At 45.0% G+C, this 13,986-nt stretch carries 16 protein-coding genes; 1 reads left to right on the top strand and 15 read right to left on the bottom strand.

Going from position 1 to position 13,986, the window contains the following annotated elements:
- Nucleotides 1–106 precede the first annotated feature (106 nt).
- The 12 genes from grpE to E4T82_RS08665 form a co-directional block, all read right to left on the bottom strand.
- Nucleotides 107–631 (bottom strand): nucleotide exchange factor GrpE, encoded by a 525-nt coding sequence (gene grpE, locus E4T82_RS08720; protein ID WP_135182449.1) that lies wholly within the window; start codon nucleotides 629–631, stop codon nucleotides 107–109.
- Nucleotides 632–957: 326 nt separating this feature from the next.
- On the bottom strand, nucleotides 958–1,992 hold the full coding sequence (hrcA, locus tag E4T82_RS08715; protein ID WP_135182448.1) for a heat-inducible transcriptional repressor HrcA: 1,035 nt from the start codon (nucleotides 1,990–1,992) through the stop codon (nucleotides 958–960).
- A gap of 159 nt (nucleotides 1,993–2,151) precedes the next feature.
- Nucleotides 2,152–2,838, bottom strand: coding sequence for a CPBP family intramembrane glutamic endopeptidase (locus E4T82_RS08710; RefSeq protein WP_135182447.1), 687 nt, complete (start codon nucleotides 2,836–2,838; stop codon nucleotides 2,152–2,154).
- Nucleotides 2,835–3,047: a hypothetical protein gene (locus tag E4T82_RS08705; protein WP_135182446.1), complete on the bottom strand. Its 213-nt coding sequence runs from the start codon at nucleotides 3,045–3,047 to the stop codon at nucleotides 2,835–2,837. The genes E4T82_RS08710 and E4T82_RS08705 overlap by 4 nt, the downstream gene beginning before the upstream one ends.
- Before the next feature lies 1 nt (nucleotide 3,048).
- The gene (locus tag E4T82_RS08700; RefSeq protein ID WP_167753604.1) at nucleotides 3,049–3,564 is read right to left on the bottom strand and encodes a DUF2812 domain-containing protein; all 516 of its coding nucleotides are present in this window, start codon (nucleotides 3,562–3,564) and stop codon (nucleotides 3,049–3,051) included.
- Entirely contained in the window at nucleotides 3,561–4,103 is a 543-nt protein-coding gene (locus E4T82_RS08695; protein WP_135182444.1) for a DUF2812 domain-containing protein, read from the bottom strand. The genes E4T82_RS08700 and E4T82_RS08695 overlap by 4 nt, the downstream gene beginning before the upstream one ends.
- Nucleotides 4,084–4,416 (bottom strand): PadR family transcriptional regulator, encoded by a 333-nt coding sequence (locus tag E4T82_RS08690; protein ID WP_135182443.1) that lies wholly within the window; start codon nucleotides 4,414–4,416, stop codon nucleotides 4,084–4,086. The genes E4T82_RS08695 and E4T82_RS08690 overlap by 20 nt, the downstream gene beginning before the upstream one ends.
- 306 nt (nucleotides 4,417–4,722) lie before the next feature.
- Nucleotides 4,723–5,442 carry a M15 family metallopeptidase gene (locus E4T82_RS08685; RefSeq protein ID WP_194185885.1) on the bottom strand — a complete coding sequence of 240 codons (720 nt, stop codon included), beginning with the start codon at nucleotides 5,440–5,442 and terminating at the stop codon, nucleotides 4,723–4,725.
- Complete coding sequence (locus tag E4T82_RS08680) at nucleotides 5,432–6,130, bottom strand: histidine phosphatase family protein (RefSeq protein ID WP_135182442.1); 699 nt, start codon at nucleotides 6,128–6,130, stop codon at nucleotides 5,432–5,434. The genes E4T82_RS08685 and E4T82_RS08680 overlap by 11 nt, the downstream gene beginning before the upstream one ends.
- Nucleotides 6,131–6,202: 72 nt before the next feature.
- Nucleotides 6,203–7,540, bottom strand: coding sequence for a PFL family protein (locus tag E4T82_RS08675; protein ID WP_135182441.1), 1,338 nt, complete (start codon nucleotides 7,538–7,540; stop codon nucleotides 6,203–6,205).
- A 10-nt stretch (nucleotides 7,541–7,550) separates the two neighbouring features.
- Nucleotides 7,551–7,817 (bottom strand): ACT domain-containing protein, encoded by a 267-nt coding sequence (locus E4T82_RS08670; protein WP_135182440.1) that lies wholly within the window; start codon nucleotides 7,815–7,817, stop codon nucleotides 7,551–7,553.
- Between the two features lie 436 nt (nucleotides 7,818–8,253).
- Nucleotides 8,254–9,288 (bottom strand): NAD(P)H-dependent amine dehydrogenase family protein, encoded by a 1,035-nt coding sequence (locus E4T82_RS08665; RefSeq protein WP_135182439.1) that lies wholly within the window; start codon nucleotides 9,286–9,288, stop codon nucleotides 8,254–8,256.
- A gap of 86 nt (nucleotides 9,289–9,374) precedes the next feature.
- Here E4T82_RS08665 and E4T82_RS08660 point away from each other — a divergent pair, with 86 nt between their 5' ends.
- Nucleotides 9,375–10,211, top strand: a complete 837-nt coding sequence (locus E4T82_RS08660; protein WP_135182438.1) for a MerR family transcriptional regulator — start codon at nucleotides 9,375–9,377, stop codon at nucleotides 10,209–10,211.
- A gap of 6 nt (nucleotides 10,212–10,217) precedes the next feature.
- On the opposite strand, the gene E4T82_RS08655 is transcribed toward E4T82_RS08660, so the two are convergent.
- The 3 genes from E4T82_RS08655 to E4T82_RS08645 all read right to left on the bottom strand — a co-directional run bounded on the left by E4T82_RS08655 (nucleotide 10,218) and on the right by E4T82_RS08645 (nucleotide 13,983).
- Nucleotides 10,218–11,504, bottom strand: a complete 1,287-nt coding sequence (locus E4T82_RS08655) for an MATE family efflux transporter (protein ID WP_135182437.1) — start codon at nucleotides 11,502–11,504, stop codon at nucleotides 10,218–10,220.
- Between the two features lie 70 nt (nucleotides 11,505–11,574).
- Nucleotides 11,575–13,059 (bottom strand): threonine synthase, encoded by a 1,485-nt coding sequence (gene thrC, locus E4T82_RS08650; RefSeq protein ID WP_135182436.1) that lies wholly within the window; start codon nucleotides 13,057–13,059, stop codon nucleotides 11,575–11,577.
- 117 nt (nucleotides 13,060–13,176) lie between these two features.
- Nucleotides 13,177–13,983 (bottom strand): hypothetical protein, encoded by an 807-nt coding sequence (locus E4T82_RS08645; protein ID WP_135182435.1) that lies wholly within the window; start codon nucleotides 13,981–13,983, stop codon nucleotides 13,177–13,179.
- Nucleotides 13,984–13,986 lie beyond the last annotated feature (3 nt).

The following is a 13,986-nucleotide window of genomic DNA, read 5'->3' as shown; positions in this document are numbered from 1 at the left end:
CGACTTTTGATTTTTGTTGAGTATTAGATTGTTATGCTTGTTTCCTTTTAGTACTAGACAACAGTTGACAAAGTAATAAAAGATAAACGAAAGACTATACTAATGATTAGTTATACACGACCACCATAGCTGGACGAAGGACACGCTCGTGAAGCTTATAGCCTTTTTGGAAGACTTGGGCAATGGTGTCGGCTGGGTGGTCATCATCTGCCGGCATGGTTTGAATCGCCATGTGGAAGTTGGGGTCGAACGCCCCGTCTGCTGCCACTTCTTCAATGCCTTCATCTTTGAGTGCCTGAACCAGACTTTCTTGAACCATTTCAAGACCTTTTTTCACCTCATCTGTCAAGCCATCCACCGCTAGGGCACGCTCTAGGTTATCTAGAGACGGCAAGATTGCCTTGCCCAAATCTTGACTGCGGTATCTTTGTAAGGTTTGACGTTCTTCACTACTGCGACGCTGAATATTTTGCATCTCTGCCACAGCACGCAGATACTTGTTTTCAAAGTCTTCTGCACGCTCATTCGCAAGCTCCAACTCGGATTTTTCTTGAGGTGTTTCTTCTTGGACAGCTTCTTCTGTCTCCTCCACTTCCTCAACTTGTGCTTCTTTTTTGATTTCTTCGGTCACGTGAAACCTCCTTTATAACAATATTTAGAAATACTTTCTTTTTATAACAACAATTTTAGCCTGACCGGACTGCCGTTAGGAAATAGGTTGAAAACCTCCACTGGAGCTTTTCACTCGTCATGTTTCCTAATTTTCAGTTGCTTCAACAGTCCAAAAGAACTGTTGAAGGTGGGAGATAAAACGAGTGCAGCTCGTGTCAAACGCCCTCGTATCTTAAAAATTGAACACGCCCTAAACTCTGTGCGAAAAAGACAAATTTTCCTAGAACTTTTCGTTCTTCGTCAAATTTTCTATTTTCGCTTTGAGTTCTTAACGGGCTTTGTATCTTAGTGAACCTCATAATGGTTACTGCTTAGGTAGCGGTAAAAGTCGGTTAGTTTCATCATGAGGACGCGGTTGACGAGGTTAATCAGGCTCATCAAGCGCTTATAGTCCACATTGATCGGGCCAATAACAGACAGTAGCCCAAATCCACGATAGGGAATGAGAAACCTAGTCGTCATCACGGTCAGGTTTGAGAGTGATTTTTCTCGACTGTCAGCCACCCTGACACTCTGCATCTCATCTTCTCCAAGATTGTTCCGCATCTCAAGGGCGACCTTTTGCGGAAAGTCAAAGAACTGATACGCATTGCTATCTGCAAAATCGAGCAAGCGCATCTTTCCAGCAGTTATGACATCCTCTATAAAGAGATCTGAGAAAATGTGTTCAAATAAATCAAGGACATTGTCTGTCGTGACAAAGTGCCGCTGGATAATCTGCGGAATCTCAGTCCGTAACTTATAGTGAATGTCTAGCACTGTTCTTCCAAGCAGGCGCTCTTGCACCAGACTTCTGACTTCTATTAAATCTTCACGGAGAAAATTTCTAGGAATAGCAAACTGTCTCGTCAGCGTTTTCGATTCATCTAAGGTCATAACAGCCAAGGCCGCATGCTGACTAAGAATCACGATGTCAAAGGCTGTTAACTTTTGCTGACTAGGCTCGACATCAAGCACCGCCACCGTGCAGGCTGTTAAATCAGCCAGACTATCTGCCGCTGTCTGAAAAATATCATTCAGTCGGAAAAATTCTCTATCAAAACGCCTGACAACTTGATAAACATCTTCTTCAGCCAAACTGTCAAATGTCAAGGAATGCTCCACAAAGTATTTGAAGCCTTCGACACTCGGCATTCGCCCACTTGAGGTATGGGCCTTTTCAAGCAGTCCCTTTTTTTCGAGAGCAGCCATTTCATTGCGAATGGTTGCACTGCTAGAAGCAATGCTCTCTTGAAGAGCCTTGGATCCTACTGGTTCGTGTGTTTTTGTAAAGATTTCAACGATTAAATTTAGAATTTCATGTTGGCGCTCTGTTACCAAAACCTCACCTCCAATCAGGATTCCTCTATTAGCACTCTAAACCTTTGAGTGCTAACTCATGATTCCATTATACACCGTTTCACCAGATTGTCAAGGCAAAAAAGCAAAAATTTAGCACTCTTTTGACAAGAGTGCTAAAAATCAGTCTAAGGTCCTAGATTAGAAAAAAATCTGGAAAGCAAAGACTAGACTTGGTAGAGCGTTGTTTAAGATATGAACCAATATTGAGTCCTTGATTTCCCCACGACGAGCATAGGAGAGATACAAGACACTGGCTAGAGCAAAGTATAGCAGGAACTCCATTGGGGCAACGGAATGAAGATGAAGACCTGCAAATACTGCAGACGACAGCAACCAAGCTAGCCATTTAGGTCCATTTTTGAAAAGCAACTCGATGAAGAGACCTCTAAAAATCAACTCCTCGACAACCGGTGCAATCAAAGCAGTATAGAGTAAGAACAGGACGGCAATGGGAAAAAATCCATCTTTCAACTCCGCTGCAATGCCAAACAAAACAGTGTCATTTGCACTCGTTTCCTGCCCACTTGTTAGCAGAATCAATAAAGTACCAATAATGGCAACAAGTCTAGCAAGCAAGCCAAACAGTAGAGCAATACCAACATCTTTCAAACGTAAGGAATTCGCTACTGTCTCCGTGCGATAAACACGCCAAAGCCAAAGAATGAGTCCCAAAACGGCAAGTAGATAGAGTAGACTGGCGCCCCAAGCCGTCCACGCAGTTAGGCTTTTTTGATGACTGATAAGGTAGGTCAGCGGGCGATTGATGATAAAGACCAACACCAGGCTCCCTACCACCTTCAACATGTTCCAAAATGTTTTCTTCATGCTTTTCTCTCCTTATCCATTTTGCTTACTTTCCTCCAGCGATATAGGATGATTCCTATCAAGACAGGGTGAATCAGAACAAGCATATCAATCAAGACTTTCAAGGGTGTCAACTGCTCAAACTGTAACCGATGCATATTTAGCAAAAAATTGATAACTAAAATAGGTACCACTCCGATAGCAACTCTCTGATTTGTTTCCTTTTTCATTTTAACCTCTTTCTGTATAACGCTTTCTCAATTTATAAAAACCAACACCACAATAAACCAACAGAATGATATAGAGAATTTCTAGTACACTCCACAGGGACAGAAACGAATCCGCCTGAATGGCATTCCGCAGGACAATGAGATTCATCAGCACTAAAAAGAGAAAGCGCCACTTGAAAATACTGCCAATCATGGCTAACTTCGTCTGCCTGTCACTATAAATATCCACTTCTTCCCCACCTGCCATAGCCTTACGGAAGCAAACAAAATGATTGCAAACACTGACATACTCCCAACCATAATCTTGATACAGTTGATAATAGCTGTTCTTGTCTGCCCCTAATCGTGGCTTGAAGTCTAGGCGATAGCTGACCTCTGCTTTAGGGCACGGTTCAAAGATGAACAGGCAGGCAAACCGGATTTCTTTTAATTTCCAGCCCTTTCGGTGCATGTCGGTCAAGTACTCCTCTTCCTTTTCAAAGTCGGTAATGAAGAAGAGTTTTACTTCTGTTTTCATCTTATTAACTCCTTTTTCAACTGGGACAATGTCCAGCCTTGATAGCCTACAAAACCAAGCCAAACGAGCAGTATCATTCCATTCCAAGCAATGTGTTGCCATTTCCATTCAGTGATACGCCAAGTAAGAGCAAGTAAAGGAAAGATGGCTGTAGACAGGATGCGATAAGTAACCAATTTTTTCTGGTATTGATAGAGACTTTCACGATCATTGTAGAGGAGCGCCTCATCTGGAAGGCTGACTGCCTCCACCGGCTTGCGCCAAACAACATAGGGCGATACCGCACACACCATTTCCCAACCCGTATCTTGAAAGAAACTCAGATAGTGGTCGTCGTATTCTGGGAAAAAACCAACCTCTTTCTTGCTCGGTTGGTAGAAATCAAGCCGATAGACCATCTCCTCTGGCTTACAGGCTACAAATTCCACCCGACCACTCCACGACGATACTTGCTTTACAGCCTGCCCCGATAGGTGCATACGATAAAAATAAACTTCCATTTGGCTAGGGGAAAACTTATTAAACTTCTGTCGCTTCATATTTCTCACCTCGGCTATTTCGATAAAGACGTGAAATCCGCGCGCATTCTATTTCTAAAATCTCTCGTCCTAAATCTGTTATCAGATAAAACTTACGCTTTTCTTCCTCGCCAACAAAGACAATCAAGCCGTCCTTCTCCATTTTAGAAAGGGTACCGTACATGGTACCAGGGCTAATCACGACTTGACCACCCGTCAACTCTTTGGTCCTTTGAGTGATGTCATAACCGTGTCGCTCTTCCTGTAAGGCAAATAAGATGTAAAATGCGGTCTCAGTCATCGGAAGATAGACCCGCCTTATTTTTTCCTCCATATAACTTCTCCTTGTAGTGCGATACATCGAATCTCGATATAGACAGTATATCGCACCGCGATGTATTTGTCAAGGGGAACAATAAAAAAATAAAACGCCAATCATGACGTTTCAGAACATAGGCAAACCCTCTAAGCGACCGAAAAATAGCACATTCAACGTGTGAAGATCATCTTGAAGCAACTCTTAAACATACTGATATAGCGGTATTTCTAAGAGTTTTTATATTTTTTAGCAAAAGAAAAAAAGATTAAAGAAAATGAGTCTAAATTAGACTTTTTCTTCAATCTGGTCAATCTTGACGTCTTATTTCCTATCTTTTAATAAAGCAAGGTATTCTTCCAAGACCAAGTCGTGTTTTTCCATGTACTGGGCATTTTCAACCCCGACATAGCGGAAGTGCCAGCTTTCAAAATCAAGTCCTGTGATATGGCTTTTCCCTTCTGGATACCGAAGGACAAATCCGTATTTTGGCGCCAATTCTCTGATTTTTCCTGCCACTTCATCTAGTTGCCCTGCTTCCTCACTCATGTCAACAGCAAGACCAGTCTGGTGTTCACTGGCACCTGGTATTTGCACTTGAGAACGAACCGTAGCTTCTGCTTCTACTTGATCAAATCCACTTGCTTCTAACTCTGCAACCCTCTCGTTATAGAGCTGTTCTTGCTCAGCGCGACTTCTGTAGCCTGATAGTAAGACCTCATCGAGAACAATTACTTGAGCGGCTGCTAAAAAGTCTTGCGTGGCTCTCGCAATCCTACTATCAACCCGAATATTCCCCACTGTCGCTAAGGATTTTGGCTCTGATTCGAACAAATGATCACGATTGACCAAGACCAACTCCCAATCATCTACCGAAACCGATGGCAAGCCATCTTTTTCTGACAAACTAGAACCCTCTGTTGTAGAAGCAGGCGGACTCAAAAAGCTCGCCGCATCCCATTTCCAAAGAAAGAAATTGGTTGCCACAAAAGCAGGTAAGCAGACGATTAGGCTCAGCTTGGTCATTTTCTGCTTATTCATCATGCGCTTGAATCACACTCGCTCCAGCCTTGCGATAAGACATATCCCCTACAGCTTCAATGCTAAATTGACCATTTTCATATTTCAAAACGGTGACAGAACCATTATCGAGCGCCAAGTTGGTTGGACGTTCTGGCGCCAATAAATTGACCAAGGTCGCAATAGTCATACCGTGGCTAACAATCAAGGCATTGCCTCCACCTTGCTTTTCAAGGTCTGCTGCAATACTTTCAAAACCATTCAAAATGCGGTCTTTCAACACCTCCCAAGGCTCGGACCAGTTGGCTGAATCAGCTTCGTGGACACCATTTGCTATCTCTTCAAAGGTCATAGTCCCCGCATCGACAATACCACTGATACGTGGCAAGACACCGCTAAATAGTTCTGCATCGTACATGCCTTCAAAGCTACCAAAACACCATTCCCGGAGGCGTTTGTCTTGATAGTAAGGGATTTTCCCTAAAATACCTAATTCTCTTTGGGCGATGGTAATGGTCTGCACAGTCCGTCCTAAATCGCTTGATACAGCTACTTTAAATTCCAAACCCGCTTCTTTCAAACCAAGCCCTAGCTCGCGAATACCTTTTTCACCAATTTTTGTTAAAGGCGTATCGCACCAACCTTGAATACGACCAATGGTATTAAACATGGTTTTTCCATGACGAGCAATGTATAATCTTGTTTCTGTCATTTTATTCCTCCTCATATTTCCTCATTCTATTATATCAAAAAACGACTGTCTAAGACAATCGTTTCCTATCTTCTAATTCTTAAAACTGTGAATTGGTGCTGGGATTTGTCCACCCCGTGCGATAAAGTCAGCAGATGATGCTTGGTTGACCTTCATGACGGGAGCTGTTCCCAACAAGCCGCCAAATTCAATCATGTCTCCTTCTTTGCCTTTTGGAATAATCCGTACAGCTGTGGTTTTCTGATTGATGACCCCAATCGCCGCCTCGTCCGCAATCATAGCCGCAATTGTTTCTGCTGGTGTCGTTTCTGGAATGGCAATCATGTCTAAGCCAACCGAGCAAATCGCTGTCATCGCCTCTAATTTTTCCAAGTTCAGCGAACCAGACTGAACAGCCGCAATCATACCCTCATCTTCTGACACGGGAATGAAAGCACCTGACAGACCGCCGACTTGGTTGCAGGCCATGACACCACCTTTTTTGACCTGGTCATTTAACAGAGCAAGGGCAGCCGTTGTCCCGTGCGTTCCAACGGTTTCAAGCCCCATTTCCTCTAACACTCGCGCTACCGAGTCACCGACCGCCGGCGTTGGCGCAAGACTCAAATCGACAATCCCGAATTTCACACCGAGGCGCTCGCTCGCCATTTGACCGACCAATTGACCAATACGGGTAATCTTGAAAGCTGTCTTTTTAACCGTTTCAGCCACTACATCAAAGCTTTCACCACGCACTTTTTCAAGGGCACGCTTAACGACACCAGGTCCTGAAACACCAACGTTGATAACCACATCTGCTTCACCAACGCCGTGAAAGGCCCCAGCCATGAAAGGATTATCCTCGACCGCATTGGCAAAGACGACGAGTTTTGCTGCGCCCATTTCAGAAAGACTGGCTGTTTCCTTGATAATCCGCCCCATGTCGCGCACGGCTGTCATGTTAATCCCCGTCTTGGTGGAACCGATATTGACCGAAGAGCAGACCTTGTCGGTCTCTACCAGAGCTCGAGGAATAGAGTTGATTAAAATCTCGTCCCCTTTTTGATAGCCCTTTTGCACCAAGGCAGAAAAACCGCCGATGAAATCAACACCGATTTCTTTGGCCGCACGGTCAAGCGCCTTTGCTAGAGGTACATAGTCTGGTGCATCAGTCGCTGCTCCAATCAGGGCAATCGGTGTCACGCTGACCCGCTTGTTGACAATGGGAATCCCCAGCTCGGCCGCAATCTCATCTCCAACCGCTACCAAATCACGCGCCTTGGTCGTAATTTTTTGGTAAATCTTCTCAGCCGCCCGCTCAATGTCGGTATCAATACAGTCAAGGAGCGAAATGCCCATGGTAATGGTCCTGATGTCGAAATTCTGCTCCTCAATCATGGCGATGGTTTCTGTAACTTGTCTAATATCCATAGGCCACCTCTTAGATGTTATACATGGCTTCAAAAATCGCCGCACTTTGAATGTTAATCTTGACATTCAAGGTCTCACCAAAGGCATCAAATTCACTGCGCAAGGCTGTAAAATCTTGTTTCTTATCACTTGATACAACCGCCATCATGGTGAAAAATTCATCTAAGACCGTCTGGGAAATATCATCGATATTGAGCCCTAGCTCTGCAATCTTGGCAGATACCCCTGCCACAATCCCAGTCTTGTCCTTGCCAACAACCGTAATAATTGCTTTCATCCGTCGTTCCTCACACTTCATTGTAATTTATCCCTACCATTGTAGCACAAAGCCTACCTGTCTGTATAGTTTAATGAAGAAATCCTAAGCAAATCACGGCAAAAACCAAACGTTTGCGGATAGGGGCAAAAAGAAGAAGAGTTTGGGACAAAAGTCCCTTATTTCCTTACGTTTTATAGATTTAACAGTTTGACGTATATATTAACAGTCCGGTGGACTGTTAATACCTAAGCTCGGAAACTAGAAAGCGAAGACAGTCAGGGGAGTGACTATTGATACCTGAGCCTAGAAACTAGAGAGCGAAGCTTGTCTGGTTTGTAAAACGTTGATAAATCAATATTCTATTAGAAGAGGCTAGCGAAGAATTGTTCGCTAGCCTTATTTCCAACCTTCCACAATTCTCAATTGTGGAAGCTAATCACTCATAATGAACGATTTATTTGCCAACATAGGTATGCATTGGGTAGGTCAAGTATTCCACTTCGCGTGCTTTTTCGCAGGTCACAAATCCAGCTGGTGCATCAAGAACTGTTGGAATCCGGTTGACAATGGTTGCACATGTATGCGCTACCGTATCAGGCTTATGAACAGAGAAGAGCAAATCAGGCTCTCCGATAACTTCAAAATCACACATATCTCCATCTTCTGCACGGTAGACTTTTCCGATACATTCTACTTCTAGTTCGATGCCTTGATGGGTGTGGATGGTCGTTACTGCAGACATCCCGGTCACTTCTCCTGCTGGAATAGTTCGACCAAGCGTTTCAGAATAGATGTCCTCGTCTAGGATATAAGGCACGCTCTTTTGGGAAATATCTTTGATGGTCCAGTTCATTTTTGAGCAAATGCCTTCAGCAGCATTCCACATGTAAGATGGGAAACTCTCAGCAGAGGCTATTTCCTTTTCAAAACACTCCACATCATAGCCCGCACCATGTGCTTCTGCTAGCGCAAGACCGTAATCTTCCACATTGTAGCTAACAGCGCCCTTGATTTTAGTAATCTTGTTGACCCCTGCCATCATGAGACACGGCATATTGATCCAGTAAATATCCTGCATGCCAGACCCCATGATGGTTACTCCATGATCCTTAGCTAAGGCATCCAAGCGATTGGTTTCTGACGGAGAGGTTGTCCAAGGATAGATGGCTTCTTCACAGGTTGAAATGACATTGACCCCATGTTTAATCGCTGTTTCATAGAAATTATACATTTCAGGCATGTAAGAGAAAATAGTGACAATGGCAATATCGGCATCGCAGCTTGAAAAGACTGCTTCTGCATCGTTTGAAATGATGACCCCTGTCTTATAGCCTAATTCTGCAAAATCACCGACATCTTGTCCGACGACTGCTGGATTGTTATCAATCGCACCGACGATTTCTACCCCATGGTCCACCAGATAGCGGAACAACACTTTTGACATCTTGCCGCAGCCGTATTGGACTGCACGTACTTTAGAAGTTCTCATGTGAATTCTCCTTTTATGGTTATTTTTTTCACAATTATAGTATAATGTCTCTAGTAACTAGAGAGTCAATAGAGAGTTTGCAAAAAATGAAAAAAATTTTACGCATCGGAGAATTTTCCAACATCAACAACATTTCCATCCGCACCCTGCGTTTTTATGACCAAATCGGCTTGCTTCATCCCTATCAGATTAACCCTGAAACCAATTACCGCTACTACCACCTCAATCAATCGTCCATCGTAGACGCCATTCAGTACCTGCGCCAGCTTGATTTTTCCCTAGAAGACATCAAGGACATTTTGTCCGATAAGAGTAGCCCGCATCTCCACCAATTGATTGAAGAACGCTATCAGGAGTTGCTACGAGAAAAAGAGGCCTTGGAGCATCGCATTGCAGAAATTGACGCCTTTCGTTCGGGAGCCTTGCTCTATACAGAGCGTAAGACCAGCAAGGTCTTGGAAATAGCGGAAATGCCTGAACGGACCATTTGGACCTTTGACTTGCCGCAAAATATCTACCAGATGACCAAGGAAGAGTATGAGCTTCATCTCCGTTATTTAAAGCAGGAAATCTTCTCCTACAATCCTTTCTATGAACATTTTGGCAAGGTCGGCTCGCTCATGCAGGCAGAGGATTTTAGGCAGCAACGCTGGATTTCCACCCAGTTTGCCCTCCTCCATAATCCCTATCTCCAATCCCCTTCTGTCAAGGAAGTCACATTAGAGGCTGGTCCATATGCCGTCAGCTACTGCACCTCCTTTGAAGAAGAGGTCGAGCGCCTCCCACTCTTTTTTAAACTACTACAAGAAAAAGGACTAAAGCCAGTCGGTCCCTATATCTGTGAAGTAATCCACGAACAGCCAAACCTGTCCGAGCAAGAACGGGACATGTTTATCAAAATGCAGGTCGCAATAAAAACCTAGGTCAGCCTAGGTTTTTGCTATGATCTGTTTCTTATGACGTTTATAGAGAATTCCTAAGAAAAGCCAGCGAAAGGCATTATCCAAGAGCGTACCTGCCCAGATACCAGGAAGTCCGAGCTGCAAGGTCACCCCAAGAAGATAGCCCAGACCAATCCGAATCACCCACATGCCCATCGTTGTCGCATAAAAAGGGAGTTTGCCATTGCCCAAGCCCTGCCACACGGCGGTGTAGATGACTGTCCCAGCTGTAAAAGGCACCCCCAAGAGTGAAAAGAGGACAACAAGAAGACTAGCTGCGACTGCACTGCTATCCTGCGTATACAGATACGTTAAGGGTCTTCCAAAAGCAAACATCAACAGCGCAACAGGTAACATCAAGCCGATGGCAAGCCAGTAAGTCTTTCGTGCAGTTTGATCAATCGCCTCTTGATTTCCCTGCCCCAAGCTACGTGCCACCAAGAGAACGGTAGCTGTGGCAATCCCAAAGGCTGGCATGTAGATAAACTGGGTCAGGACTTCGCCAATGGCATTTCCAGCCACCGCCTCTGTCCCAAAGCGCACCACCAGCGCAATGATGACCACATCACCTGCCCGCATCATGAGGCGTTCCCCCGCAGCAGGCAGGGACAGACTAAGCAAGTCCCTATCCAATCCCCAGCTTGGTCGAGCAAAGGAAATGGAGAGCGACTTCCACAGGACAAGAACTCCAGCCAAACGTGCCAAGACGGTCCCTAGAGCCACACCAACAATGCCCCAATGCAGGCCAAAGATGAAGAGGCTGGAGAAAATGGCATTGAGCAGATTGGTCCAGAGACTGACATACATGGGCTGTCGAGGATTGCCTGTCGTGCGCACCAAGGCACCGAGACTGGTCATGAGACCCAAGAGGACAACGGTCCCACCTACAATGGCTAAAAAGAGACCGCCCGCCTCTGCTACTGCTGTCTCTGTCCCTAATAGGCGCAGCATATCCCGCCCAAAGATGAGAGAAATCAGGCCCAGCACAAGGCTTAAAAAGAAGGTGATTTTCAGAGCTTCTGTTGCATGATAGGACTGCGAATCCGCATCACCTGCCCCCATACTACGTGCTAACACACTTGAAATAGCGGCACCTAGGGCAATAAAAATCGCTTGATAAATGGCGATGATGTTGCCCGCAACCGATACACCTGAAATGGCCACCAAGCCGAGACTAGCCACAAAGTAACCATCCACCATGCCCATGAGCATTTGTAAAATATTTTCTGCCATGGCTGGCAGCGCAATTTGCATTATTTTTCGATTATCTACCATATCATAAAGGAGCTTGAAAAAGCTCCCTCCTTTTTATTCTTCGTTAACAAATGTGACGGATTTTTATCTCCTAAAGGCCTAGGTAGCGTTCCACTTCTGCCTGCATGTCACGCGCCGCAACGACTGTCTTGTGGCGGACGGTAGCTGTTTCTAACCCGTCCACAGCTGGTGGAAGTGCCATACCTGACAAGTCCTGCAATTGCGCAAGCGCCGCAAAATCACTCAAGCCTGTCTCACCTGTCACCGCTTCAACCGCAACGACTGGGAATTTATAAGGACTAGCAGTTGAGGCAATCACGGTCTTGGTCGCATCTTTTGTTTCAGCCACATATTTTTGGTAAACGCTGGAAGCGACCGCTGTATGCGGGTCTTCAACATAGCGTGAGCTGTCATAGACTCGTTTGATTTCTAGAGCCGTCTCTTCTTCGGTCGCACATTCGGCCACAAACCAGTCAAACATCTCTGCTTCTACCGGCTGCACCTCATACTGACCATCTGTCGCCAAGGCGGCCATCAATTCAGCTGTTTTTTCAGCATCATTTCCCAAAAGGTGGAAAATCAAGCGCTCCAAGTTGGACGAAACTAGAATGTCCATGGATGGGCTCGTTGTTACCTTGAAAGCACGTTTCTTGTCATACACCTTGGTCTTGAAGAAGTCTGTCAAGACATTGTTTTCATTGGACGCACAGATTAGTTTTCCAACTGGTAAGCCAATCTGTTTTGCATAAAAGGCTGCTAAGATATTGCCAAAATTCCCTGTTGGCACGGTGAAGTTGACCGCCTCTCCTGCTACAATCTCACCTGCTTTGACCAACTGTGCGTAAGCATAGACATAATAGACAATCTGTGGCACGAGGCGCCCGATATTCATGGAGTTAGCAGATGAAAACTGCCATTGCTTGGCTGCTAACTTGGCACGCAAGGCCTCGTCATTAAACATCTCCTTGACATTGGTCTGCGCATCATCAAAGTTCCCATCAATCGCCACCACATGCGTATTGTCGCCAGTTTGAGTGGTCATCTGCAATTCCTGCACCTTGCTGACGCCGTCTTTTGGATAAAAGACGATGATTTCTGTTCCAGGTACATCGGCAAAACCAGCCATAGCCGCCTTTCCAGTATCTCCTGACGTCGCAGTCAAGATGACGATTTTGTTTTCCAAATCGTGTTTTTTGCTAGCAGTTGTCATCAAGTAAGGCAAGATAGACAGGGCCATGTCCTTAAAGGCAATGGTGGAGCCGTGGAACAATTCCAAATTGTACTGGCCGTCTAACTTGACCAAGGGCGCAATACGCGCATCGTCAAACTTGCTATCGTAAGCATTGGTGATACAATAATCCAGCTCTTCTGCCGTGAAATCGTCCAAGAATGCGCCCAAAATCAGCTTGGCCACTTCCTGATAAGACAGATCTTTCAAACGGTCAAAATCCAACTCTACTTTAGGATAGGTCAAGGGTGTGAAAAGGCCACCGTCTGTTGCCAATCCCTGCAAAATCGCTTGGCTAGCCGTTACTCGATTGTTCGCATCGCGTGTTGATTGATATACTAATGTCATGCTTTATCCTCAAACTCTTTTTTTCCATTTTATCATAATTTGTCAGAAAATTGAAAGAATCTAAGAAAAAACCAGATGAAAATCCGGTTTTTCATACAATTCTTCAAAAGGGACGCGTCACATGGACGATCGTTTGCGAATCACACTTCCTAACACCCGTTTCTTGGGTACAGCAGGTGCAAGGCGCGTTCCAAAGATGATATTGCAGAGCCAGATAAAGAAAGCAAAGACCAATATCGGAATAATACAAGTCGTCACAATCAGCACAGCTACCGCATCCACCATATTGCCAAAGGCTGTCTCAAATTTCTCCAACAAACCCTGAGCCGCTCCAGTCACCTTTTCCCAGAGAGAGCTCTCGCTTTGCTCCGATGCCGTTTCCGACACTTCCTTGGCGGCTTCAATGGTCTGGTTAATCGAAGTCTGGTAAGTGGATTCTATCTTATTTGACACAAAGACACTCGTAGGAATGATGAACAAAATGACTGCCGCAAAAAGAGACAGACGCACTGCCAGCTGCTTAAGCCTATTCTTTTTCAAATAAACATTCCCTGCAAACAGGATACAGGCCGCTGGAACCAGCCATTTAAAGGCCACAATACTGGTGATGGATACCAAATATTTTTGCAGCCAAATACCAGCGTATACGATGAGAAGATAGTCTGCCAAGTCAGCTATGTTTTCCGCTAGAGGAGTTCCAACGTCCCCAGGAATCAAGGTAATGGCTGTGGAAGTCGTCCCCGTCAGAGCTGTCAAGGTCAGAACCGTTTCTTTTTTCTCATCTAAGGACAAGATTGACTGGACATTCATCTTGAGAATAAACTGAGAATCCGCTAGAATATATACAGAAATCAAGGCCAAACACAAGAAGAGCCCTACCATCAGCTGCTTCTGATACCGAACTATCCAGTTTACGATTTGCATACA

Source organism: Streptococcus cuniculi (genome assembly GCF_004570575.1).
Classification (GTDB): domain Bacteria; phylum Bacillota; class Bacilli; order Lactobacillales; family Streptococcaceae; genus Streptococcus; species Streptococcus cuniculi_A.
Note: the sequence above shows the minus strand (reverse complement) of the source record. Positions and strands in the feature narration are given on the sequence as shown.

What these genes read in the sequence shown, in the direction of transcription:
- E4T82_RS08645 (WP_135182435.1), bottom strand. Translation starts at nt 13,983, where the DNA reads ATGCAAATCGTAAACTGGATAGTTCGGTATCAGAAGCAGCTGATGGTA.
- E4T82_RS08710 (WP_135182447.1), bottom strand. Translation starts at nt 2,838, where the DNA reads ATGAAGAAAACATTTTGGAACATGTTGAAGGTGGTAGGGAGCCTGGTG.
- E4T82_RS08670 (WP_135182440.1), bottom strand. Translation starts at nt 7,817, where the DNA reads ATGAAAGCAATTATTACGGTTGTTGGCAAGGACAAGACTGGGATTGTG.
- E4T82_RS08705 (WP_135182446.1), bottom strand. Translation starts at nt 3,047, where the DNA reads ATGAAAAAGGAAACAAATCAGAGAGTTGCTATCGGAGTGGTACCTATT.
- E4T82_RS08660 (WP_135182438.1), top strand. Translation starts at nt 9,375, where the DNA reads ATGAAAAAAATTTTACGCATCGGAGAATTTTCCAACATCAACAACATT.
- E4T82_RS08690 (WP_135182443.1), bottom strand. Translation starts at nt 4,416, where the DNA reads ATGGAGGAAAAAATAAGGCGGGTCTATCTTCCGATGACTGAGACCGCA.
- thrC (WP_135182436.1), bottom strand. Translation starts at nt 13,059, where the DNA reads ATGACATTAGTATATCAATCAACACGCGATGCGAACAATCGAGTAACG.
- E4T82_RS08680 (WP_135182442.1), bottom strand. Translation starts at nt 6,130, where the DNA reads ATGACAGAAACAAGATTATACATTGCTCGTCATGGAAAAACCATGTTT.
- E4T82_RS08700 (WP_167753604.1), bottom strand. Translation starts at nt 3,564, where the DNA reads ATGAAAACAGAAGTAAAACTCTTCTTCATTACCGACTTTGAAAAGGAA.
- E4T82_RS08655 (WP_135182437.1), bottom strand. Translation starts at nt 11,504, where the DNA reads ATGGTAGATAATCGAAAAATAATGCAAATTGCGCTGCCAGCCATGGCA.
- E4T82_RS08685 (WP_194185885.1), bottom strand. Translation starts at nt 5,442, where the DNA reads ATGATGAATAAGCAGAAAATGACCAAGCTGAGCCTAATCGTCTGCTTA.
- E4T82_RS08695 (WP_135182444.1), bottom strand. Translation starts at nt 4,103, where the DNA reads ATGAAGCGACAGAAGTTTAATAAGTTTTCCCCTAGCCAAATGGAAGTT.
- E4T82_RS08675 (WP_135182441.1), bottom strand. Translation starts at nt 7,540, where the DNA reads ATGGATATTAGACAAGTTACAGAAACCATCGCCATGATTGAGGAGCAG.
- E4T82_RS08665 (WP_135182439.1), bottom strand. Translation starts at nt 9,288, where the DNA reads ATGAGAACTTCTAAAGTACGTGCAGTCCAATACGGCTGCGGCAAGATG.